18 protein-coding genes and 1 pseudogene are annotated in these 22,609 nt (G+C 51.9%); 11 read left to right on the top strand and 8 right to left on the bottom strand.

Annotated features, from left to right (window positions below; all coding sequences use genetic code 11):
• Window positions 1–126: pseudogene (locus CA13_RS27235) on the top strand (ISAs1-like element ISRba7 family transposase); the annotation flags it as partial.
• Window positions 127–569: 443 nt separating this feature from the next.
• Here CA13_RS27235 and CA13_RS27230 read toward each other — a convergent pair.
• The 3 genes from CA13_RS27230 to CA13_RS27220 form a co-directional block, all read right to left on the bottom strand.
• Window positions 570–1,694 (bottom strand): RHS repeat domain-containing protein, encoded by a 1,125-nt coding sequence (locus tag CA13_RS27230; protein WP_146402083.1) that lies wholly within the window; start codon window positions 1,692–1,694, stop codon window positions 570–572.
• Window positions 1,695–1,826: 132 nt separating this feature from the next.
• Window positions 1,827–2,366: a hypothetical protein gene (locus CA13_RS27225; RefSeq protein WP_146402081.1), complete on the bottom strand. Its 540-nt coding sequence runs from the start codon at window positions 2,364–2,366 to the stop codon at window positions 1,827–1,829.
• A gap of 112 nt (window positions 2,367–2,478) precedes the next feature.
• Complete coding sequence (locus tag CA13_RS27220; RefSeq protein ID WP_146402079.1) at window positions 2,479–3,021, bottom strand: DUF2617 family protein; 543 nt, start codon at window positions 3,019–3,021, stop codon at window positions 2,479–2,481.
• 330 nt (window positions 3,022–3,351) lie between these two features.
• On the opposite strand from CA13_RS27220, the gene CA13_RS27215 reads away from it, so the two are divergent.
• Window positions 3,352–3,930, top strand: coding sequence for an anthranilate synthase component II (locus tag CA13_RS27215; RefSeq protein WP_146402077.1), 579 nt, complete (start codon window positions 3,352–3,354; stop codon window positions 3,928–3,930).
• A gap of 30 nt (window positions 3,931–3,960) precedes the next feature.
• Here the strand turns inward: CA13_RS27215 and trmB are convergent, their stop codons facing one another.
• Window positions 3,961–4,605, bottom strand: coding sequence for a tRNA (guanosine(46)-N7)-methyltransferase TrmB (gene trmB, locus CA13_RS27210; protein ID WP_146402075.1), 645 nt, complete (start codon window positions 4,603–4,605; stop codon window positions 3,961–3,963).
• 270 nt (window positions 4,606–4,875) lie between these two features.
• On the opposite strand from trmB, the gene CA13_RS27205 reads away from it, so the two are divergent.
• The 6 genes from CA13_RS27205 (at window position 4,876) to CA13_RS27180 (ending at window position 12,263) form a co-directional block, all read left to right on the top strand.
• Window positions 4,876–6,234 carry an efflux RND transporter periplasmic adaptor subunit gene (locus CA13_RS27205; protein ID WP_146402073.1) on the top strand — a complete coding sequence of 453 codons (1,359 nt, stop codon included), beginning with the start codon at window positions 4,876–4,878 and terminating at the stop codon, window positions 6,232–6,234.
• Window positions 6,235–6,278: 44 nt separating this feature from the next.
• The gene (locus tag CA13_RS27200) at window positions 6,279–7,007 is read left to right on the top strand and encodes an ABC transporter ATP-binding protein (RefSeq protein ID WP_146402071.1); all 729 of its coding nucleotides are present in this window, start codon (window positions 6,279–6,281) and stop codon (window positions 7,005–7,007) included.
• Window positions 7,004–8,167: an ABC transporter permease gene (locus CA13_RS27195; protein ID WP_146402069.1), complete on the top strand. Its 1,164-nt coding sequence runs from the start codon at window positions 7,004–7,006 to the stop codon at window positions 8,165–8,167. Before CA13_RS27200 ends, CA13_RS27195 begins: the two co-directional genes overlap by 4 nt.
• A gap of 22 nt (window positions 8,168–8,189) precedes the next feature.
• Window positions 8,190–9,353, top strand: a complete 1,164-nt coding sequence (locus CA13_RS27190) for an ABC transporter permease (RefSeq protein ID WP_146402067.1) — start codon at window positions 8,190–8,192, stop codon at window positions 9,351–9,353.
• Between the two features lie 904 nt (window positions 9,354–10,257).
• Window positions 10,258–10,884, top strand: coding sequence for a TerB family tellurite resistance protein (locus tag CA13_RS27185; RefSeq protein WP_146402065.1), 627 nt, complete (start codon window positions 10,258–10,260; stop codon window positions 10,882–10,884).
• 95 nt (window positions 10,885–10,979) lie between these two features.
• Complete coding sequence (locus CA13_RS27180) at window positions 10,980–12,263, top strand: 6-phosphofructokinase (protein ID WP_146402063.1); 1,284 nt, start codon at window positions 10,980–10,982, stop codon at window positions 12,261–12,263.
• 338 nt (window positions 12,264–12,601) lie between these two features.
• Here CA13_RS27180 and CA13_RS27175 read toward each other — a convergent pair whose 3' ends face one another.
• Window positions 12,602–14,275 (bottom strand): hypothetical protein, encoded by a 1,674-nt coding sequence (locus CA13_RS27175; protein WP_146402061.1) that lies wholly within the window; start codon window positions 14,273–14,275, stop codon window positions 12,602–12,604.
• Between the two features lie 304 nt (window positions 14,276–14,579).
• Here CA13_RS27175 and CA13_RS27170 point away from each other — a divergent pair, with 304 nt between their 5' ends.
• From CA13_RS27170 to CA13_RS27160, 3 genes are all read left to right on the top strand, one after another.
• Window positions 14,580–15,548, top strand: coding sequence for a ferredoxin--NADP reductase (locus tag CA13_RS27170; RefSeq protein ID WP_419194891.1), 969 nt, complete (start codon window positions 14,580–14,582; stop codon window positions 15,546–15,548).
• 141 nt (window positions 15,549–15,689) lie between these two features.
• Window positions 15,690–16,976, top strand: coding sequence for a glucose-1-phosphate adenylyltransferase (locus CA13_RS27165; protein ID WP_146402058.1), 1,287 nt, complete (start codon window positions 15,690–15,692; stop codon window positions 16,974–16,976).
• 149 nt (window positions 16,977–17,125) lie between these two features.
• Window positions 17,126–17,317 (top strand): hypothetical protein, encoded by a 192-nt coding sequence (locus CA13_RS27160; protein WP_146402056.1) that lies wholly within the window; start codon window positions 17,126–17,128, stop codon window positions 17,315–17,317.
• On the opposite strand, the gene xylA is transcribed toward CA13_RS27160, so the two are convergent.
• The 3 genes from xylA to CA13_RS27145 all read right to left on the bottom strand — a co-directional run bounded on the left by xylA (window position 17,314) and on the right by CA13_RS27145 (window position 22,459).
• Window positions 17,314–18,630: a xylose isomerase gene (gene xylA / locus CA13_RS27155; RefSeq protein ID WP_146402054.1), complete on the bottom strand. Its 1,317-nt coding sequence runs from the start codon at window positions 18,628–18,630 to the stop codon at window positions 17,314–17,316. The two genes, CA13_RS27160 and xylA, sit on opposite strands and share 4 nt — an antisense overlap.
• A 173-nt stretch (window positions 18,631–18,803) precedes the next feature.
• Window positions 18,804–20,087: a protein kinase domain-containing protein gene (locus CA13_RS27150; RefSeq protein ID WP_146402052.1), complete on the bottom strand. Its 1,284-nt coding sequence runs from the start codon at window positions 20,085–20,087 to the stop codon at window positions 18,804–18,806.
• A gap of 11 nt (window positions 20,088–20,098) precedes the next feature.
• The gene (locus tag CA13_RS27145) at window positions 20,099–22,459 is read right to left on the bottom strand and encodes an ATP-binding protein (RefSeq protein ID WP_146402050.1); all 2,361 of its coding nucleotides are present in this window, start codon (window positions 22,457–22,459) and stop codon (window positions 20,099–20,101) included.
• Window positions 22,460–22,609: the final 150 nt, after the last annotated feature.

The following is a 22,609-nucleotide window of genomic DNA, read 5'->3' as shown; positions in this document are numbered from 1 at the left end:
AGCTTCACCAGACGGTTTGTAATTACACTGCTGAAGCAGGACACGTCGAAGTCGAGTTTGAAGAGCAAGCGAAAAGCAGCAGGCTGGAACACCGACTTTCTCGAAAAACTCCTATTCGGAGCGTGATTTTGATGCGATAGCCGTGGCTCCAAAACCCAGTGCATATCACGCCCGCTAACCGCTTTGGCAAAAGATATTCGCCTCCTAAAAAGGATTCACCTCGCACAAGAGCAACGACCCGAAACTCACCTCCCTCTGAATATCCGGTTTCATTTGTAGGGGCGAAGACGACAAAATACGTTTCATTTAAGTCTCGTCCTGGATAGGTAACGATCATACTCTCGCAAAGTGCCGGTTTCAGTGTAGTAAATACATCATCGAGACTCATTCCAATCCGGATTCGGAGGAAATCATCTTCAACGAGTAATTTCTTTGCTGTTTGCGTTGAAGCTGGGACAGGACGCTGTTCATCTATCTCAGAGCGAACACAGCTGCAGAACATGCACACAGCGATTGCAATCACGAAATCCCACCGGCAATATCTTCCATCCATGATTTTCTCACCAATTTCAAAACGGCTTTTTATCTAACGCAACATTTGGGTTCTTCTTTTCATCCCATTTATCCGAAACGTAAACGCAAATACTGAACTTTGTCTTCTTCCCGGACTTATCAAAGTCTTTCCAGAATTTCATGCCGGATTCATTTGCCGCCAAGTCTGCCTTGCCAGCCGGCAGCAACTGGCCATGATCCGCAAACCCTCCAAACATTCCTGCGATCTCATAGGGCGCCGTACCGTATACAGTCGTCACGGTTATCGTTCCGTTACGAATCCAGTCAAGTACCTCTGGATCTGTTGGGACTAGGCCTTCTGTCCACATTCCCAAGCCAATGGCAAACTTGTCGTCGCCTTTCGCTTTCGACACGTCATTGTAGATAAAACCCTCTTCGAAGAAGTGCCCAAGCTTGTCCGTGCTGACGCATTGACCACACAATGAAATACAAGGTGCAAACTGTCCTCTCTCAAATGACTTTTCGTCATCAATGGTTCCGCTCATCTTATCCCGATGATCTTCCCAAAGCCACTGTTCGATTGCTGGACTTGGAAGCCAACTCGTCGACGTTTGCTTAATCAGAAGATCGCGAACCTTTATAGAATCATCCCCATGTTCTGCAATTATTTTACCAACATGGTCATTGATAGTGCTTGACATATCTGGCATCCCTGGTTGGCACGTGCATTTACATCCGCGAGTTCCACTCGCATCCATCAACACGAGACACATTCCGTTGACGTAAGCATAAACGTTAAATCCATCCACGTAGCCGATGGGGTCTCTGGAGCAGAACCTACCGGCGACCGAGTCGTACATGCGGGCGCGGTAGTGATACAGGCCTAATGCCTCGTCGTACTCGCGGCCTGTGTAGGTGTAACGGTTGTGTTCAGCACTCGTCGTTAGTCCGGTTCCGGCGGCATCGAGAATCGTAGGTGTTCCGTAGGCGTCGTACGCGTAGCGTTCTTTCACTACGCCGCCACCATCGCTTATGCCGATGATGCTGTACTGTTGGCCTCGGTGGTAGCAACAGAAGGCAGCAAGTTGCGCAGGTGCTTTGTTGTAAGTGCAGGTGACCTTACGCCGAATGCACTGCTTCGGCTTGGATGTCCGACGATGGGATGAGGCGAACGCAACCATCTCGGTATTATAGACGATCCGAATCGCTCGGTGTGAAAGCGATTGTTACTGGCAACCGGATGCGTTGGGCCAAATAAATCGACAAGGGGAATCCCCTGTTTAAAAAGCGTGGCTCTACCAAGACGGTGGACACTAATCGTGATCATGTCCTTCATGGTCATGGTCATGGTCATGATCATGGGCAACTTTGCCCGTAAAGGATTTACCGTCGATATTGACCGTTAACGCTCCTTCGGCTCCCTCATCCAATCGTTTTGGCAAGCTCGGTTCGCCAGTAGAGAACCGTGATGACTTCCCCGATGGATCATCCGTTTGTGGGTTTGCCTGTAGTTCGAATGAATTTACTTTACCATCGTGTTTGAGGCTGATGGTCAAGCTAGCCGCTTTGATCGCAACTTCTTCGGTCGCCGCTGAATTGAGAATATAGACATCAATACCAGTTTCGTTATGGGTTAATTCGGCATGGTATTTCTCGTTTCCGAGTTCGACCAAGTCGCCACCATGTGGCCCCTCGCTTGGATGGGCGTGCGACTCGTCGAATTCGTCCTGATCGTCGAATTCAGGGGGACCACCGTCGATCGTGACAGCGATTGCCGACTCCGGATCCTTGCCAGCTTGGTTACATCCAACCAAAGAAACCGATACCAAAAGAAACAAGCAAATGATTTTCATTGTCCAAAGTTCAAATTCGAGAGCTACGAATGTTCGGACGGACGCTTGATGCGCGTTGACGGTCCGCCGCGGTGTTGATCGATCGTTGAAACGGCTTTCCAGACGCGAAGACCTATTGATCGTCGATCGCAATGACCGTTTCCACTTTGACGATTGCGTAATCATCGGGGAAGGTGTGGATTGCTTGTACCAAAACACTCTTTTGGCGCGTTTCGACATTCACGTAACTGATTGCACCAAGTGCCATCCGGCCACTGGCATCGAATCGGTGCAACAGACCTTCGGTTTGGTCACTGCCGAGTTGTTCTTGGACCATCCAAAACATGTCGGGTTCGACAGGTTCGAGTTGAAAATGCGTCTTGTAGGTGACATTCCCTCGGCACTCGACTCGTTCGGTGCGGCTTCCTTTGAGCGGTCGCGACAGCAAACATCGCCGTTTGGGCAGGGGTTGATGGGCGCTTGTCGCCACTTCGCAAACCAACATTCCGGCGCCTTTCCAAGTCAAGACGTGGCCACAGTTAGTGATGTCGACTTGCAGTTCGTAATCATTCCGTTCGTACTTCCGACGCTGTTGAAGCGTGTAAAGTTCGGGATGGAGCGAACGACTGAAAACGTGAAACGCCAATTCGGCGACTTTGGGGCGAACCGAAAGCACGGCAATGTTCCGTAAGTAAAAAGTGCGAGACTAAAAAAACAGTTGGCGTCAAGGCCATTTGTTTTCCGCAGGTGAATCCATTGAAAAACAATTTTTGCAGAAAAAGAGGGCGTCCTTCGCTGCTGAACCTAATGCCACGAACGTCTGTCGAAACGTGTGAATCGCATTTCGCCGTTATTCCACTCGCCCAGCACTGCCGTAACAACCGCATTATAGTCTGTTACCGCTTTATGGCTAAAGAGCGTTTACGTGGAAGCCTGGAAAGAATATTCTTTTTGTTCTTCATCATCATTTTCCCATTGACACAACTGAAACGCGAGAAATCCGCTCATGGTCATCGTCGTCGACAATTACGATTCCTTTACCTACAACCTCGTCCAACGATTGGGCGAGATCGATGCGAGCGTCGACGTCCGTGTGTTTCGTAACGACGAGTTGTCGGTCGACGCATTGGCTGATCTTTCACCGAGTCGCGTTCTGGTATCGCCGGGCCCTTGCACTCCGAACGAAGCGGGCGTCAGTGTTGAATGCGTGAAGCGATTCGCAGGCAAAGTGCCACTGTTGGGGATTTGCTTGGGCCATCAATCGATTGGACAAGCTTTTGGCGGCAAGATCATTCGGGCGCCCCAATTGATGCATGGCAAGACGGACGAGATTGTTCACGATAACCAGGGGCTTTTCCAAAATCTTACCAACCCGTTTGTGGCAACCCGCTATCACTCGCTTGTGATCGAGCCGGAGAGTTTGCCCGATGAGTTAATTGTCAGCGCATGGACCGACACCGGTGGTACACGGCAAATCATGGGTGTACGCCATCGAGAGTACAAAATGGAAGGATGGCAATTTCACCCCGAAAGCTTTCTGACTCAGCCTGGCGTTGAACTGCTAACTCGTTTTCTTAAGTGGTAAACCGGAGTCATCGAACGCGGTGCTGCGATGCTATTGTTTTTCGTACCGCACACGGTAGACAGGAATATGATGTTTGCGGCTTCGGCGTTCGAAATGCGTTCGATAATCGAGGTCATGTTCCGCTTCGATTTCTTCTTCAGGAATGGGAACGCCTAGATGGGGTGCAAGTTCGGCGATCATCTCTACGGTGTCTTCGAAATAATCGAGCACGTCGGTCCAAAAATGCAAACGGCCACCGGGGGCGATGGCGGTGGCATAATTGACGATGCTTGTTTCATTGAGCACCCTTCGTTTGCGATGCTTTTTTTTCCACCAAGGGTCGGGAAAGTAGACGTGGACGGCGGCCAAACTTTCGACGGGAACGCGTTCGGCAAACAATGGCTCGGCGTTGCCGCTAACCATGATCGCGTTGGCCAGCTTCGCTTTTGCTAATCGTCCAGCGGCGTGCTCGGCGCACTTGGATTGAATTTCAATGCCCAAAAAGTTGTGCTTCGGGGTGGCACTGGATGCATTGGTCAAAAACAGACCTTTTCCAGAGCCGACTTCGATTTCCAAAGGTTGGTCATTGGCGAACAGCGATTGACTCGTGAGCACCTCCGGGAGCGACTCGACCGAACGCAAATGGGCACTGAGGTCAAGGTCAGGGGGGGGGCGTCGGATTGGACTTCGAGGCATGGAGTCGAACTTCGTGAAATAACCTACAGGACGGGAAAAGCGAAGCTGCTAAGATTAGAAACATCCGGTGCGAATGACAAGCCAACACCGGAGATCGGAAAAAACGCTCGCTTTTGTGCGGCCCATCATAGACAATAGGTAACGGTACTTCGTCCGACATTTTCCGCTCCCGATCCGAGAAGCCACGTTATCGCTTGTATCGCCGCCAAGAACCCAAATAATCAAGATTGAGTGCGCCCTATTTGCCGAAGCTCGGTGCCTGAGAAAGACATGCCTGAAACGAAAGTTCAAGACACCGCCACAGTTCCAGCGAAGACGGACCAATCGAGTAGCGAAACGCAGCTTCGCGGCAGCTCAGGAAGTGATCGACTCGCGTCACTTCAAATTGAGTGGGCTCCATCGAATAAGAAGCGTGGGCGACGAATTTGGCCGTGGCTGGTGTTATTGCTATTGGGTGGTTTGGGATTCGTAGCCTACCGTTTCGGCGAACACGTTGGGTTGCCTAGTTCCGACGAGATAGCGAGTGCGACATGGTTGCCCGAGATCATGCAAAACCGGGTGGACGTTCAATTGAAGTCGGTTGTCGTTCAAAAAGGTCGCTCCGCCGACGCGGTGGTCGTCGCAACCGGCTACTTACGGTCGCATCGGCAAGCCGGCATCGGAGCACGCTCGTCCGGTCGCATCAATGTCATCACGTTCGAGGAAGGCGACAAGGTTCAAAAGGGCGATTTGTTAGCAGAGCTTGACCACAAAGATCTCGACGCTTCATTGGCTGCTGCGGCCGCGGCGGTCGCCAAAGCCGAGGCTGCTATGGGTGAACAAAACATTCTGATCGAGCAAGCCGATGCGGATAGAGAACGTGCCGTCCGGCTTCGCCGAACCAATAGTATTTCCGAATCCGAATATGACCAGGCCCGGTTCAGTCATGCGGCGGCTGTCGCACGCTTGCGTTCGCTCTCGGCGGACGTTGAATTGATGAAGGCGCAAAAACAGCAGAGCGAGCAACTTCTCGAAAACATGTTCATTCGCGCTCCCTTTGATGGAACGGTCATTTCAAAGGATGCCGAAGAAGGCGAATCGATCCTTCCCGGAGGTACCGGTGGCAGTTCAGGACGCGGCAGTGTGGCGACGATCGCGGATTTAGACCGACTTGAAATTGAATGCGATGTTCAAGAAGGCTATATCTCGCGTGTCGAGCCGACTCAGGAAGTGGACATCGCCGTCGATGCAGTGCCGGACAAGAAGTACCACGGCAAAGTCAGCAAGATCATCCCGATGGGCGACCGGGCTCGTGCTACGATCAAAGTGCGCGTCGAAATCGTCGATGCGGATGATCTATTATTCCCCGAAATGAGCGGAACCGTTTTCTTTCTGCCAACGGAAAAAGAATTGCAAATCAATGACGAGCCACGGATGTTTTGCGATGAGAAATCGATCGACACTGACTCAGACGAGAAGACGTTCGTTTGGGTTGTCGATGACGAGCGACGGGCACAGAAAATTCAAGTAGACGTCGGCGAAGTTCGCGACGGCCGAATCGAAATCCTCGACGGTTTAATGGGCCGAGAGCGATTGATTATGGACCCCGATAATCTCAAGCCCGATACGCCGGTACGCATTATCGAGTAGATTGAGGGTGTTTCCAACATTCCCTTTACCAACGAATCGCTGCGATGACCGCTCCCAATCACGCTAATGGACCTGTTGTGTTGGTCCAAGACGTTTGTAAAGAATACCGTCGCAACGACATGGTGTTGACGGTACTGCATCACATGAATTTGGAGCTGGCTGCTGGCGACTTCATGGCATTGATGGGGCCATCGGGAAGCGGCAAGTCGACGCTACTAAACCTGATCGCTGGGCTTGACGTTCCGACGTCGGGCCATATCCAAGTTTGCGGCGAAGACTTGTCTACCGCCTCGCAATCGACTTTGGCGCGTTGGCGTGCTCGACATGTGGGATTCATCTTTCAGATGTATAACTTGATACCGGTCTTAACCGCTTACGAAAATGTGGAGCTTCCGCTAACCCTGACGCCACTGAATCGGCGGCAACGCAAAGCCCAGGTGCAGACCGCTCTTGACATCGTCGGACTCGCCGATCGGATGGATCACTTTCCGCGTCAATTGTCGGGTGGCCAAGAACAACGCGTCTCGATCGCCCGTGCCATCGCGACCGATCCCACGTTGATTGTCGCCGACGAACCGACCGGTGATTTGGACACAGCATCGAGCACTGAAATCTTGGACTTGATGAAGCGATTGAACGAAGATTTTGGCAAGACCATCGTGATGGTAACGCATGATCCACGCGCGGCGGCCTATGCTAAACGCACACTCCATTTGGAAGATGGGCGGCTCGTTGGTGACACGGATGTGGCAAATGCGGAGACCATCGCGTGAAATTACTGCTATACATATGGCGCAACGTGACTCGAAACAAGTTGCGATCGGGCCTAACGATTATGTCCGTCGGCTTCTCGCTCGCGCTGATGACGATTCTGTATGGCTATTTGGCGATGCAAGATGTCGTCGGACAAGAAGCGGACAAGTATGACCGCGTGGTCGTTTTAAACAAGCTCGGTTTCGCTTCACCGCTACCGATTGCGCACGTCGGCCGTGTTCGTGCTCTCGACTCGGTTGCATCGGCGATGCCATTTGCTTGGTTTGGTGGAAACTACGAAAACAAGCAAGCGATGTTTGCGCAATTCGCGGTCGACCCCGAAGTGGCATTTGACATTTACGGCGAGCTCGAAATTGCCGCTGACCAACTTGAAGCGTTCCAATCGAATCGCCAAGGGGCGGTGTGCAGCCGGGCGTTGGCCGACCAGATGGGATGGGGATTGGGCGACCGCATCCCGCTACAAGGCGTCATCTATCCTATCGATCTCGACTTGAAGTTAGTGGGCGTCTTTGACGCACCGGGTAATTCGGGAAGTATTTGGTTCGATTGGAAATACCTCGATGAAGAATCGAAGAAGTCTCCATTTGCCTTCGATCCCGGTGCCGGTTCCATTTATGTGAAGTGCAAAGACGGTGATAACGTCGAGGCCGTTTGTGAAGAGATCGACACGATGTTCGGAAATTCGGAAAACTCGACCCGCACGCGTACCGAAGCGGCTTTCGCTCGTATGTTCTCTGAAATGCTGGGCGACGTTCAAATGTATATCCGGTACATCTCTTTGGCCGTTGTCTTTTCGTTGGCGCTTGTGGCGGGGACGGCAATGGCAATGTCGATGCGTGAACGAACTACCGAAGTCGCTGTGCTCAAGGCAATCGGTTTTTCTAAGCAACGTGTTCTCGCACTTGTTCTCGGTGAGTCGACGCTTATCGCGATGTTAGGCGGACTACTCGGGATTGCAGGAGGCGTAGGTGCCTTGGCGCTTGTTGCCAGCGTACCTGCCGCAGCGATGATGTTTCCGGTCCCAGTGTCGGGGTTAGTTGGCGCGTGGATGTTTGGGCTAGTCGCCGTTGCTGCGGGAATTGGTTTTGTAAGCGGGCTCGTGCCGGCGGTGTTGGCGTCCCAGTTATCGGTAGTGGACGGGTTGCGACGAGTCGTCTAAGCACACATTTTCTGTCGAAACAATGATCCCTTTAAAATACAATATCCGATCTCTTCGCGTTCGATGGGCCACGACGCTACTGACTTCGTTGGCGATCGGCGTCGTCGTGTTCGCGTCCGTGTTGACCTTTGGAATGATTGACGGTATCGAGCATGCGCTTCGCATGTCGGGTGACCAAGAAGACTTGATCGTCATGCGGCAAGGTGCCGATAGCGAGATGACCAGCAACGTGCAGCCAACGGTCGCACGCGAATTGGTCAACTTGCAGGGTGTTGCCACATCGGAAGATGGTAGTCCTATGGCATCTCGCGAATTCATCACGATTTTGTTGAATCCACGTCGAAATGGAGCTGGTACGACAAACGTGATTCTACGTGGGCTAGACCCGGTCGGTCGTCAATTGCGTCCCCATTTCAAAATCGTCGAAGGACGTGATATTGAGGCAGGCGTTAACGAAGCGATTACCACACGCGCGATCGCGGAACGGTTTGAGAATCTTGGTCTCGGTGAATCGTTTTTGGTCAACAATGTTTCGTTTACCGTCGTGGGACTGTTCGAAGCAGACGGCAGTTCAGCCGAGTCAGAGGTGTGGACCGATTTGCGAGACCTGACAACAGCCCAACGATACGAAGGAGCAATCTCGGTCGTCAATTTGCGTGTGCCCGATGAAGAGGACCGTCGTGAAATCGTCGACCGCGTACGAGGGGACGAACAGTTCAAGTTGAAGGTCGTGCCAGAGGTCGAGTTCTTTGAGGGCCAAAAATCATCGACCATCGCGATCAAGGTTGTCGCCTACCTAATCGCGGGCTTCTTGACCATCGGTGCGATGTTTGCATCCGCCAATACGATGTATGCCGCCGTCTCAAGTCGCGGTCGCGAAATCGGCACGCTCCGCGCCGTGGGGTTTCCGCGGCGAGCGATTCTGATGTCGTTCTTGTTAGAGTCGCTCGTACTCTGTTTACTGGGCGGTGTTTTGGGTTGTCTCGGCACGTTGCCACTGAACGGTCTGTCAGGCGGCACGCAAAACTTAGTGACTTTTAGCGAGATCACTTTCTCATTTCGTTTTGGCCCCGCCGTGCTGTTACAAGGGATGACGTTAGCACTGGCCATGGGGTTGATTGGAGGTATCTTGCCAGCAATCCGTGCCATTCGTTTAGAGATCACCAATGCGCTGCGTGAACGATAGAGATTCCCGTTTACGCTGAGTGCCGTGTGAGTTTGTGAAGAGAGTCGGGTGCTACTCCAACGTAGGTTTTGCAATGTCGACAAACTGGATTTAGCGAACTGGTTTGCTTGTCACATCGCGGACATTGCCTTTGTATTTCTCGTTCAGCAAAGCCTTTTGGCTGGGGCATCGGCGGCAATGCCTCACATTCGCCAAGAATCCTTAGAACCGCGGTGTCCGACATGCGGTCCGCCACCGAACCGGTTACGGTGACTTGAACACCGCATTTTGGGCACCGTAGTGTTTGGCCGATCAGATTTGACGCGGCTTTCAGCCGATGCCCTGATTCGCAGGTAAGGTGAATGGTACTCATATTCGAATTTTGTCATTTAGATGTTGGAGTGGATTCCGTTTCACTTTCTATTTATCACCCAATGATCGACAAAGTTCCGAAAGAAATGAGCGGTACTTTGTTTCACGCATTTAAGGGGGGGCTTTTGATTCGACCGGACTCCCCAAGGGGAACACCGATCCCAACTCGACTGAGCGAACGGAACATTGTCTTGATGGATGTAGGATCACCGCAGCTCAGGAGCTGTGGTTTCGTACGGGCACATCGGAAACAGAGGTTTGGGTAAACCGGCGTCAGACCAAAGGGTTCGGGGGGGATAGGCATGCACACTCCAAAGTGTTCCAACCAGCTTTTGGCTCACGTTCCTTCCGGATAACCTAGGGCCTTCCGGTTAACCTAGGGCCTTCCGGATAACCTAGGGCCTTCCGGGTAAACTAGGGCCTTCCGGTTAAACTACGGATTGCCAAGCACGGCGATTCTCAGGCGAGGTGTTTTTCGAAGTCCACGAAGCATTCCGCCAAGAATCCAGCAGGCCGGCGGCGTTCTTAACACTTCAAACCGATTTTCCAAGTCATGATTCTGATAGGCACGATGAACCTGACGCGGACGCGTGATCGCGGGAATTTCTATTGTCCCACGTGCCGGACGCCCCAATCGTACCGATTGCGTGCTCGTCGACCATTTTTGACGGTCTACTTCATTCCCACCGTACCAATTGCAGGTGCTGAGGAATTTGTGCAGTGTGATGAATGCCGTAGTACATGGGATATCACGGTCTTAGAGATCGATCGAGAATCTCAGAAAGTGGTTGCCGAAGACCAGTTTCACGATGAAGCTATCCGGAGTTGCCTGTTGGTGGTATTGGCGGATGGGCATATTTCCGAGCCCGAAATTGAGGCACTGCACCGAATCGCTGCCAATTTGTTCAGCCGCCACATCGACCGCGAAGAACTTGGTCGCTTGGCGTCGATTGCGACTCAAAAGGGTGTGACTGCGACCAACTACATCCTGACAATTTCTCGGCGGTGGAACGAGTCTCAGAAGCGTAAAGCCTTACAGGGAATGTTCTTAGCAGCATCGGCCGAGGGTGAACTCGGGCCCTTGCAAACCGAAATGCTGGCGAAAATGCGAGAGCTACTCGACCTGACGGACCTCGAATACCAGTCGGCAATCGAAGAGACGTTAAATTGGGGAGAATAGATCGCCCATGTTCATCACCTTGGCGGCTCGTTGAAGATCCCTAAAATCATCGGCTTCGAAGTAGGCCCATTACCCTCACCCTTTCGTTGCACTCAATGCCTAATAAACAAAATCACGATATCAAACGCGTTGCCATCCTCTTCGCTGGCGGCCCGGCTCCCGCAGCCAACGCGGTCATTTCCACCGCGGCATTCTCGTTCCTCGAAGAAGGCGCGCAGGTTTTCGGCATCAAGCATGGCTACAGCCGCTTAGCCGAATACACCGCAGCGGGCCCACTTCAAGAAGGAGTTGACTACATCCGGTTCACCCATGATTCGTTGACCAATGCCCGCAGCAGCCGAGGAATCATGATCGGTACGGCCCGAACGAATCCCGGCAAACACGTCAGCGCTCCTGAACACCTCAAGGACAAGGAACTTGTGGCGCCTCTTCGTCGCGTTTACGAAGGCCTTTGTTCGCTTGAAGTCGACGCGTTGATATCCATTGGCGGCGATGACACGCTGAAAACCGCGAACAAGTTGAAGATGTTTCAAGACAACTTGCCCGCCGACGCGCGTCGTTTCCCAGTCATCCATTTGCCTAAAACGATCGACAACGATTACTCGGGGATCGATTTCACGTTTGGCTTTTTCACGGCCGTGGAAACATTGGCCGAAGAAATCCGAAACCTCAATTTTGATGCCGCAGCCGGAAGGGCCTATTTCTTATGCGAAGCCATGGGACGCAGCGCCGGTTGGTTAGCCTATGGTGCTGCCATCGCGGGCGAAGCCAGTATGGTGCTGAGTGTCGAGGACATCGTCGGAGCTTTAGCCGACGAAGAAATGGTCAATCAAGACACCGGTGAAAAGCGAAAGATAATGGCACTCGATCGAGTGATCGACCGAATGGTTGACATGATGATCGCTCGCGAACGTGACAGTCGTCCGTACGGCACGATCGTGGTTGCCGAAGGATTGGCTGAGTATTTGCCTTCGAAGTACCTCGAAGGAGTCGACCGAGACGATCATGGTCATATCAATATCTCGTCCATCAATTTGTCCGCACTATTTTCGAAATTGGTTGCCCACCGATACAACGAACGAACCGGACGCACCCGAAAAGTCAACGGCTTGCAACTCGGTTATGAAGCCCGCTGTGCCCCGCCGCATGCTTATGACGTAATGTTAGGGGCTCAATTAGGCGTCGGTGCCTACCGTGCGTTGGTCGAAGAAAAACTCAATGGAGTAATGGTTTCGGTTTCAGGACAACTTGATTTGCACTTTGTCCCGTTTGAGAAATTGGTGGACCCCCAAACCTTGGTGACCAAAGTTCGATTTATCGAACTGAAGAGCGACTTCCACAAGTTGGCGAGATTCTTGGAAACCTGTATCGATATTTAATCGTCGAATGCAGAAACTTGGGCATTTTGAGAAGTGACGTCCGCAGCCAATTAGCGAGGTGAAAGCTAACAGAACCTTGCGCCAAGTTTGACTTGGGGCAAGGCATCTGTCACGGCACCGCTGTGCCACTAAATTGTGCCACTAAATTGTGCCACGAAATGTCGTGGCAGGCTGTGGGCGTCGAAACATCCCACTGCCTAGCGCATCGCGGTGTTTAAAGACCGCTTGAGACAGCCATCGACGCGTCCATATGCAATCCGAGTTCCGCGGCCAATTGCAGTACGCCAATTGCAGTACGCCACTGCATTCTAGGCTACTGCATTCTAGGCTACTGCATTCTAGGGACGATTGCGTGAACCATTAGGATCATAGCCCTGACCAAAGGAACTACTGCCTGGACCGTAGGGACTTACACCCGATCCAGAGGAACTCCCACCAGGGCCAGATGAACTCCCACCAGGGCCAGATGGATTTCCACCGGGACCGTATGGATTTCCGCCGGGACCGTATGGGCTACCGCTTGGACCGTATGGATTTCCGCCGGGACCGTATGGGCTACCGCCGGAACCGTACGGATCGGATCCACCATTGTTCCTGCCCGCATTGGGCCCTTGAATCATGGGCGCTAGCATACTGGTCATCGAGCTGAAAGATGCCATTTCCGCTTTCAACATCCTGTAGAAATCTTCTTTTGTTTCGGCGGATTTCAAATTGGATACCGAGGGCGCGATCATCGTTGAAAGCCCTTGCATCACAGACACATTTAAGAGCGTACCATCCTCAATTTGCTTCTTCAGTGACTCGATATTTTCGTCCCAGTTCTCGCTCATCTTTTTCTCGACCCAATACCCGTCGATCCGCGTCAGTTGGAACACAAACGGTTTACCGTTGACTTGGGTCTTGGCCTTAAACTCGGTAATCTCTTTTTTGGGTGCCGGTTCCCCACCTGGTCCACCGGGTCCACTCCCATATCCTTCTGGCATATAGCCAGGCGGTGGTCCGCTAGATCCATATCCAGATCCAGATCCGTCGCCGTACCCCGAATCATCTCCGTACATATCTTCATATCCGTACCCAGAATCATCTCCATAGTCGGACGATCCATACATATCTTCATAACCGTACCCAGACGGATCACCACCGTAGCCACGCGTTGGTCCATAGATCGTTGCGGGATTGGTAACTTGTTCCTGCGGCCCAGCTTCTTCAAAGCTCATGGTCGTGGAGTCGGCAATATTGTAAACCTGTTTCATGTAGGGCGCGATCGATGCGTCTTGAGCGACAAGCCAATCGCGAAACGGGCTCGACTTCAGTTCATTCAGATTCAAAGCCTCCGGTGCAAACGCCGTCTTCATTATTCCGGCGATACCCAGCACCAATTCACGTACCGTTTCCCTTGTGCCCTCATCAAGCGTTTGTAACCGTGGATGATCAAAGATCCAATTTTGATGCGATTCGACAAAACTGCCCAACTCCGAAAACGAAGTGAGTGTCGATTGCAACGTCGCGGCGTCTGGTTTCGCAGCAGCCAATTTGACCAAAGCATCGATGTCCTCGCGGTACTTTGTTGGTAACGCATCGTACCGCGCTAATAGTTCGTGCCCGGCCGCTACTTGGCTAGCGGTGTGTTCGAGAGCCGCCAGCGGTTCAGCGCCTTCTTCGAGTGGCTGATAGGTTGCGACTTTCTTAGGTTGCGGCAAGGGATCCGGGGCGGCAAGGTTAGCAATCTCAACTTGCTTTTCAATCTCGCGAACAAACTCTGCCTGCTGTGTTTGCCTCTTTTTTGCCAAATTCTGAGCTTGAATTCGGCTTTCGCTACGCAAATTATTCAGCTCAACGGACACTCGCCGTCCATCGGGCATTCTCAAAATCGCGTTGTTTTCCCAAACTCCTAGAAGGTCGGCCTCGACCTCGTACCTGCCACGCAAATCGGTCCATATCTCGGCGGATGCGTTAGCACATGCAAACAAACCGAGAACAGAAAAGAATGCTGCCCCGAGGAAGCCTGACAAAAAAAACGTTCCCGTCTGCTGATACCGCTTTTGATACCGCTGGCTCACTGAACGGGCTCGAACCCCGCATGAAAACAACATGATTCTCACAGACCCAAAAAGGAAAAAAATAAAAATGGCTTGCGGGCCGCTTGAAGGCCACGACCAATAAACCTACGCCGTCAATAAGGCGTTATATTGAAAGCTATTATATTGAAACTTGCCTGACTTTGCGCCGCCGAAAGTGGCGTCAAACCCGAAGTTTCTTCTCATCAAATCACTTTTTTCACCAGAAGCCTCTATCACAAGTGGCAGGAGCGAAGCATTGAGCGAGATCGTTGAAACAATGCCGTTAGATGACGACCAGGTCAACGCGCTGAAGCAGAAGTACTACAACGCGACGATCGTCGACCGAATCGATACGCACGGCGACTTGGCTCGATTCCGTATTCGCCCCGACAAGCCGTTTGCTCCCTTTGAACCAGGCCAATTCGTTAGCCTTGGGATCGGCAACTGGGAAACGCGTGTCGAGGGGACTCAGGACGAACAGTTGACCGAAAAGGATTGGTCAAAAGCTATCCAACGCGCGTATTCGATTTCTTGCCCGATTATCGATGAAACCGGAAAGTTGCAGCCGGTCAATTCGGTCGATTATCTCGAGTTCTATGTTGTTTTGGTGCGACAAGCTGGCACCCACGGTGAACCACCGCCGGTGGTAACGCCACGATTGTTCGGTCGCTCGGTTGGCGATCGGATTTTGATTGGCAAGAAAATCGTCGGGCACTACACAATTGGTAGCGTCGAGCCGGACGATACGATTTTGATGCTTAGCACGGGAACGGGAGAGGCGCCCCACAACGCAATGGCAGCGGAACTGCTCAATCGCGGACATCGTGGCCGAATCATCAATGTGACTTGCGTGCGAAACCGCGTTGATTTGGCTTACGTTGCCGAACACGCTCTCCTGATGGAACAGTATCCTCAATACCGTTATTTGACCTATTCAACACGGGATCCTGAAAACATCGACCCGAAACATCCGCAATATGTCGGCAAACAACACCTGCAAAACCTATTCGTCTCGGGCCAACTTGGTGCCGATGCCGAAGACCCACTCGATCCAAAGCGATCGCACGTTTATCTTTGCGGCAATCCCGCGATGATCGGCTATGTCGCACCCGGAACCGAACCGCCCAAAGTGCCGGGAATGTTGCCTCTGCTAAAGCAGGCAGGATTTCAAGACGAACACGGTTATGAGGGGCCAGGATCGATTCGTTTCGAGAAGTATTGGTAAACTATTGTCACACCATCTTTCCGACCAGCATTGGCGGGGTTACAACCCAAAGCAGTGATAACCGGTAAGATGTAGGTTCCATTCGGTAACGTTGGATCTTTGTCGAGTCACATTCCCTTTTCCTCACCTGATGATTGCATCATGAATCTGAATAATACAATCGCGTTAATTCTTGGTGGTGGTCGCGGCACCCGTTTGTTTCCGCTCACAAAGATCCGTGCAAAGCCGGCCGTACCGCTGGCGGCAAAGTATCGTTTGATCGACATTCCCATCAGCAACTGTATCAACAGTAACTTGAATCGGGTCTACGTGCTCACCCAATTCCTTTCGGAAAGTCTGCATCGCCACCTGCGGCAAACCTACCATTTCGACCATTTCAGTGGCGGGTTTGTGGAACTGCTTGCTGCACAGCAAACTGTCGAGAAGGGAACCGATTGGTATCAAGGAACCGCTGATGCGGTGCGAAAAAATTTGGTCCATCTCGAAGAAAGTTGGATTGAACATGTCTTGATCCTCTCGGGTGACCAACTTTATCGGATGGATTTTCGCGAGATGATGGAAACCCACATCAACTCGGGGGCCGACGCCACGATCGCCGGAATTCCGGTTTCGCGCAAAGACGCCTCTTCCCTCGGGATTATGCAAGTGGACGACGAAGGGCGTGTGCGTGGATTCGTCGAAAAACCACAAACCGAAGAACAACTTGCCACGGTTCGAATGGACCCCGCATGGATCGACGCTCATGGAGTGCCAAGCAAGGGACGCGATTGTTTAGCCAGTATGGGTTTGTACATTTTTAATAAAGACGTGATGGTCGATTTGTTGAAAAGCACGACTCACGAGGACTACGGCAAAGGCATTTTTCCCGAAGCGATCAAATCGCATAAGGTTCAGGTCCATTTGTTCGATGGCTATTGGGAAGACATCGGAACCATTCGCGCGTTTTACGAAGCCAACCTCAGTTTGGCGGGGTCGCACCCACCGTTTGACATTCGCAACCCGCATGCACCGATCTTCAGCCGGCCACGTTTCTTGCCGCCAACCATTATGGGCGAATCGAATATCAAAGGCAGCTTGATTGCGGATGGTTGCCGCATTGGCAACAACGTCACGATCGAAAACAGTGTGATCGGTTTGCGAACGGTGATTGGCGACAATGTCACGATCAAAGACTCGGTCGTGATGGGGGCCGACAAAATCCAAGCCGACGATGAAGTACGCCCCGAAGGCGTTTTACCGATCGGAATCGGTAGTAACAGCTACATCAGTAGTGCGATCTTGGACAAGAATTGTCGTATCGGTGAAAACGTCAAAATTACAAACGCTGCTGGGGATATCGACAAAGGTGAAGATTCACCACTGCAAGTTCGCGATGGCATTTCGATTGTGATCAAAAACGCCCAAATTGAGAACAACTTCCAGGCTTAAGCGAGACGATTCCGACTGTCTCGTTTAGCTTTGTTCAATACACACGGCGTTGATACACACGGCGTTGATACACACGGCGTCGTGTGTCATTTTGCGAAAGTACGTGATTCCTATCGTACTTCTTGTATCGCTACACGAACGACGACGTCGTGGTCGATCGATCGGGTGAAGAGGGCAACGGTGATAGTGGTGCGCTGGGCAAACAGTGGTGCGATGGGCAAAGTGATGCCCTTGCTTCCATGACGCAACCACTTCGCACCTATGTCAAAATAGCGATCCCAATGGGATCGCTGTTCACGAAGTTTGCGATGACCACTTCTTCGTGGTCCGGACAAGCCTAGGTCCGATCCAAATATCGGTTGACGATGTTTTCCAACATCTCTTGGCGTCCACTTGCGTTGGGGACGGCTTCGCCTTTGTCAAGAATGTAAGCTTCGAGGTCTTTGAGGTTTACACTTCCCGATTCGATCTTAGCACCAATTCCCGAATCGAAACTGCTGTACCGATCCGCCACGAACCCATCGATGGCATTATCGGCTCGGATCGCCGCAGCCACTTTCAAGCCGCGAGCGAACGCGTCCATTCCACCGATGTGAGCGTGAAACAAATCAATTGGCTCAAAGCTTTCCCGTTTCACCTTGGCATCAAAGTTCACACCACCGGGCGTCAATCCGTACTTTAACAGCACCAACATCGTTTGCGTGGTCAAGTAATAGTCGGTTGGGAATTGGTCTGTGTCCCAGCCAAGTAACAAGTCGCCCGTGTTTGCATCGATCGACCCGAGCGCACCTTGCATCCCGGCGTATTCCAATTCATGCATCATGGTGTGACCAGCCAACGTCGCATGGTTGGTTTCAATATTCAACTTGAAGTGGTCCATCAAATCGTAGGCACGCAGGAAGTTCAAGCATGCCGCGGCGTCGGAGTCATATTGATGCTTGGTCGGTTCCTTCGGTTTTGGTTCGATCAAGAATTGGCCTTTGAATCCAATCTCTTTCGCATAATCAACCGCCATGTGAAAGAATGCGCCCAAATGATCGAGTTCGCGTTTCATGTCGGTGTTGTAAAGGTTCTGGTAGCCTTCGCGGCCACCCCAGAAAACATAGTTTTCGCCGCCGAGACGGTGGGTGACTTCGAGCGCCTTTTTTACTTGTGCAGCCGCATAGGCGTACACGTCGGCATTGCAAGTTGTCGCCGCACCATGCATGAACCGCGGGTTGCTAAACATATTCGCAGTTCCCCATAGCAACTTGACGCCCGAACGCTGTTGTTCGGCGTCTAAGACATCAACAACCTTGTCCAAGTTGGCGTTTGATTCCGAAAGAGTTGCACCTTCGGGCGCGACATCGCGATCGTGAAACGCGTAATAGGGCACACCGAGCTTTTCAAAAAACTCAAAGGCAACCTTTGCACGGTTACAAGCGTTTTCAATCGATTCGCTACCGTCATCCCAAGGACGTTGCATGGTTCCGCCACCGAACGGATCACCACCGGTCCCTCGAAAGGTGTGCCAATAGCATACGGTGAAACGGAGATGTTCCTTCATCGTCTTTCCTTCGACGACTTCGTCCTCGTTGTACCAACGGAACGCCAACGGGTTGTCTGATTGCGGTCCTTCGTAAGCGATTTTGTTTATGTCGGGGAATCCGGTCATAGAGGTAGGCCTTTGGCTATGAAATGGTATTTAGGAAGGATTATTAGAGCCTAGTAGTTTAACTAGCTGTACTTTTGGTTGGCAGATATTGCGGACAACTTAGACATTTTGCCACACCAAAGAAAGATACCCACTGGTCACTTTGTAGTCAAAACTTCTAAAAGAGTCCCCGGTTACTCTGCTTTTTCCGGTTTCGCACCTTGGCGTTTGGCATATCCAGAGTCTCGATTGGCCCTTTGCTCAAGAAATTCATTTAAATCCGCGGCGAAGTCGCCCGCCCGCTGATATCGTTCCTCGCGCAACGGATGTAGCGCTTTGAGCAAGATTCGCTCTAATGCAGAGCTAAAGTTCGCTTTCACCTCCCTGGGCGGTCGCACCGGTCCATGTGCAATTTCTTTAATCGTCGCTTCGCGATTTTGCGGCGAGATTGCATGCGGATGCTTCTTCAACAGCAATATGTACAAAAGTATTGCTGTCGAATAGATATCGCTTCGCTGGTCAAGCGAGTTGGCTTCGCCTCGTGCTTGTTCGGGCGACATGAATAGCGGCGTGCCAATCACAGAACCATCGAGCGTTTGTAGCAGATCCTCTTTGGGCGTCTTAAACATCGATTTGCCCAACCCAAAATCCACCACTTTGGGCATTCCTGACTTGGTGACCATCACGTTGGAGAGCTTCATGTCGCGGTGAACAATCCCGCGGTCATGTGCGTGTTGTAGCCCCTCGCAAACCTGGGCGATCATTCGAATGATCCGAACTGCTGGCAGCTTGTGATCATGAATGTACTGGTACAGCGTTCCACCGCGAATCAAATCCATCGCGTAGTAGCCCATGGAACTATCAATCCGGCTGTCGTAGATCTTTGCCAAATAGGGATGATCGAGTTCCTGCATCACTCGGATTTCTCTCGCAAACCGTTCGAACACCTTTTCGGACGCTAAGTCGACTCGCAAAATCTTAAGCGCGGTCGGTCGGCCGCTGGCAACATGCACCGCTTCCCATACCGTCGAAAAGGCGCCGCGTCCGAGCACGTGTTTTACTTCGTATCCATCGACACGCGGACGCGACCAACCCTTTGGCGGTATCGCTTCGACGATTCGACGGGCAGCGCTAAGCCGCAACTTCAAGACATCCAAATCGACGGGCTTGGTCAGGTAGTCGTCGGCGCCAGCGTCCAGCCCTGAAACGATGTCCTCTTTCGAATCGCGGCTAGTGAGCAGAACGACATAAGTGTACGGCCGCTCGGCGTCACTCTTAATCCGACGACAAACTTCGATCCCCTCCACTTTCGGCATCTGCCAATCGAGAATCGCGATGCGCGGCGAATCACTCCGTGCGATGATCTCCAAGGCTTCTTCGCCATCGTTGGCGCATACTGGCTGGAACCCCCATGCAGCCGTATTGGTTTGGAGTACCTTTATCCACATCGGATTATCGTCGGCGATTAGGATTCTCATAGAGGATAATTCTAGCGGATATCATTCAGTAATTGGTGCCTCAAGGCTTCAATCCCTTGTCGCAAGTCTTCAAACTCTGCGTCGGCCTCATCGAATTGGTTTGACTTACCCAACTGTTCGACCCGCAATGCGGATGCGGCACACGATTTCGCTCCGAAGATCGCGACGGAACCTTTTAACGTATGGGCTGTGGCTTGCAGTTTAGCCGCATCGCGTTGCTGGACCGCCGATTCGATTTCACGCAATTGCTTCACTGACTCTTTAGCAAACATTTCAATCAACTGCTTCGCAAGCTCCTCATCGGCTCCGGTGTTCTTCAGCATCTCATCATAATTGTATAGCCGCCCGTCGATATCCGTTCGGCCACCCGTTGCTTGCTCTTGCTCGTTGAATGCAATTGTGCCTCCTTCCACGGCCGCAAATAACTCGCTCGGTTTAAACGGTTTCGCTAGATAGCCGTCCATACCCGCGGCCAAACATCGCTCTTTGTCCCCGGTCATCGCGTGCGCCGTCATTGCAACGATTTCAGTCCGCTCCGCTGAGGCGTGTTCACCCTCGATTTTTCGAATCGCTTTGGTTGCCTCAAAACCATCCATCTTGGGCATTTGCACATCCATCAACACAATATCGAACTTGTCGGATTCGAACTGCTCGACCGCCTCGCGTCCGTTGCTGGCAAGCGTCACATGATGGCCACGCTTTTCGAGCAAATTGATCGCGACCTGTTGGTTCACCTTTACGTCTTCGACTAACAGAATCCGCCGTGGACTTGCAGCGACCTGCGGACCAGATTCAGCGATCTCCGACTCTGCATTACGACGGAAGTCAGCGGCCGTCGTCTTGGTAACGGGAATCGTAAAGTGGAATGTGCTGCCGATTCCGATTTCGCTTTCCACCCCAATTTTCCCCTCCATCAAAGCCACCAACATCGCGCTGATACTCAGTCCCAATCCAGTACCGCCAAAATTTCGGGTTGTCGACGAATCAGCTTGATTAAACGCCTGGAAAATGGACTCACGTTGCTGTGGTGATATTCCAATCCCCGTATCGACCACCGAAAATCGCAATCGCTGAATTTTGTCCGTATCTTCTTCCACAGCGACCTTCACTTCGATGCTACCTTCAGGCGTGAATTTTATTGCGTTCGCGATCAGATTCACGATCACTTGGCGAAGACGTGTGGGGTCCGTTATCACGTACGGCTGCACGTCGTCATCGATCGACACCCACAACGATAGACCACTTTTCTCGGCTCGTACTTTCATGGCCCCGACTGTCTCCTCGAGCAAATCGGTGATCATGACCGGCAGTCGTTCTAGATCCAATTTACCAGCTTCAATCTTCGAAAAGTCGAGAATGTCGTTTAACAGATCAAGCAAAGCGTGAGCTGAGGAGAGAACGAGTTTTTGGTAATCGCGTTGCTCCTCATTGAGCGGCGTTCGCAATAGCAATTCCGTCATCCCGATCACTCCGTTCATCGGCGTGCGAATTTCGTGGCTCATGTTTGCCAGGAAGCGGCTCTTCGCTTCGGAAGCGTCGAAAGCCAATCTTGCTGATCTTTCCGCTGATTGGCGCGCGACGGTGAGCTCGACCGCAGTCTTTTTTCGTTCTTGGAGCGTCGTTAGTAAAACCGAGATCACCGAAAATGCTGCGATAATGAGCGTCGCCAACTCCGCAACCCGAGCGATCCCAGCCCAACGCGCTTCGGCAATCGATGCGTTCCAAGCAGATGCGTAAAAGTCAACGCCGACAACCGCGTCCACTTGTCTAGACTCATTAAAGATCGGTGAATATGCCGACACCCATGTTCCCCATCGATCCGTGATCGGTTGGTCGTCAAAGACAATCGGATGGCCACTGAGGGCTTTATTGATCGCGACCACATGATCGTTTTCCCAAGTTTCCCCTATCGGCGTTCTCGATTCACGGTCCCCTTCGTACTCACCATTTCCGTCGTAATCCGTTTCAGAGTCGACGATAAATTGAAACAGGGTTGGATCTTTGGTCGGACGAAACGTGTAGATATCCGCAATCGTGCGGTTGACCGCCAGCCATCGTTTTTGGGCGTCGATAATCGAAAGGTAAATGGGATCATCAGGGGATGTGGTTGCATCGAGCTGCGAATGCCCTAGACGTCCAATTTCCAACGAATACGTCGGAGCGAGCCCTTGGACCAGTGCGATCCATTTTTGCCGTTCACCTCGTTCGGCATGTTCCACTAAAATCCACCCCACTGGCAGCGTCAGCAGAAGCAATACGGCTCCGACGATGAAACTTGCATGAAGCTTTTTGCAATACCGCAACAGCAAAACGGTGAATACCGCAGTCGCAATTACCACCAAGATGAAAAGGGAATAGTCCAATTTCAGCATGAGACCGTGTTTAGAAAAGGAACTAAGTTATTCGCTAAGGCATCAGTACTGGATTTTTGCTAAAACACCCCTTTACGATACCTGGCACAAGTGGCTTGTCGCCACAAAAAAACAAAGCTTGCGCCCTCGGGTCAACTATCTCTACTGTAC

Source organism: Novipirellula herctigrandis, assembly GCA_007859835.1.
In the GTDB taxonomy this organism is placed as follows: Bacteria; Planctomycetota; Planctomycetia; order Pirellulales; family Pirellulaceae; genus Novipirellula_A; species Novipirellula_A herctigrandis.
This window is presented reverse-complemented; position numbering and strand designations above follow the sequence as displayed.

Excerpts from the sequence above, each read along its gene's own strand:
- CA13_RS27230 (WP_146402083.1), bottom strand. The coding sequence starts at position 1,694 with ATGGTTGCGTTCGCCTCATCCCATCGTCGGACATCCAAGCCGAAGCAG.
- CA13_RS27225 (WP_146402081.1), bottom strand. The coding sequence starts at position 2,366 with ATGAAAATCATTTGCTTGTTTCTTTTGGTATCGGTTTCTTTGGTTGGA.
- CA13_RS27215 (WP_146402077.1), top strand. The coding sequence starts at position 3,352 with ATGGTCATCGTCGTCGACAATTACGATTCCTTTACCTACAACCTCGTC.
- trmB (WP_146402075.1), bottom strand. The coding sequence starts at position 4,605 with ATGCCTCGAAGTCCAATCCGACGCCCCCCCCCTGACCTTGACCTCAGT.
- CA13_RS27205 (WP_146402073.1), top strand. The coding sequence starts at position 4,876 with ATGCCTGAAACGAAAGTTCAAGACACCGCCACAGTTCCAGCGAAGACG.
- CA13_RS27200 (WP_146402071.1), top strand. The coding sequence starts at position 6,279 with ATGACCGCTCCCAATCACGCTAATGGACCTGTTGTGTTGGTCCAAGAC.
- CA13_RS27190 (WP_146402067.1), top strand. The coding sequence starts at position 8,190 with ATGATCCCTTTAAAATACAATATCCGATCTCTTCGCGTTCGATGGGCC.
- CA13_RS27185 (WP_146402065.1), top strand. The coding sequence starts at position 10,258 with ATGATTCTGATAGGCACGATGAACCTGACGCGGACGCGTGATCGCGGG.
- CA13_RS27180 (WP_146402063.1), top strand. The coding sequence starts at position 10,980 with ATGCCTAATAAACAAAATCACGATATCAAACGCGTTGCCATCCTCTTC.
- CA13_RS27165 (WP_146402058.1), top strand. The coding sequence starts at position 15,690 with ATGAATCTGAATAATACAATCGCGTTAATTCTTGGTGGTGGTCGCGGC.
- xylA (WP_146402054.1), bottom strand. The coding sequence starts at position 18,630 with ATGACCGGATTCCCCGACATAAACAAAATCGCTTACGAAGGACCGCAA.
- CA13_RS27150 (WP_146402052.1), bottom strand. The coding sequence starts at position 20,087 with ATGAGAATCCTAATCGCCGACGATAATCCGATGTGGATAAAGGTACTC.
- CA13_RS27145 (WP_146402050.1), bottom strand. The coding sequence starts at position 22,459 with ATGCTGAAATTGGACTATTCCCTTTTCATCTTGGTGGTAATTGCGACT.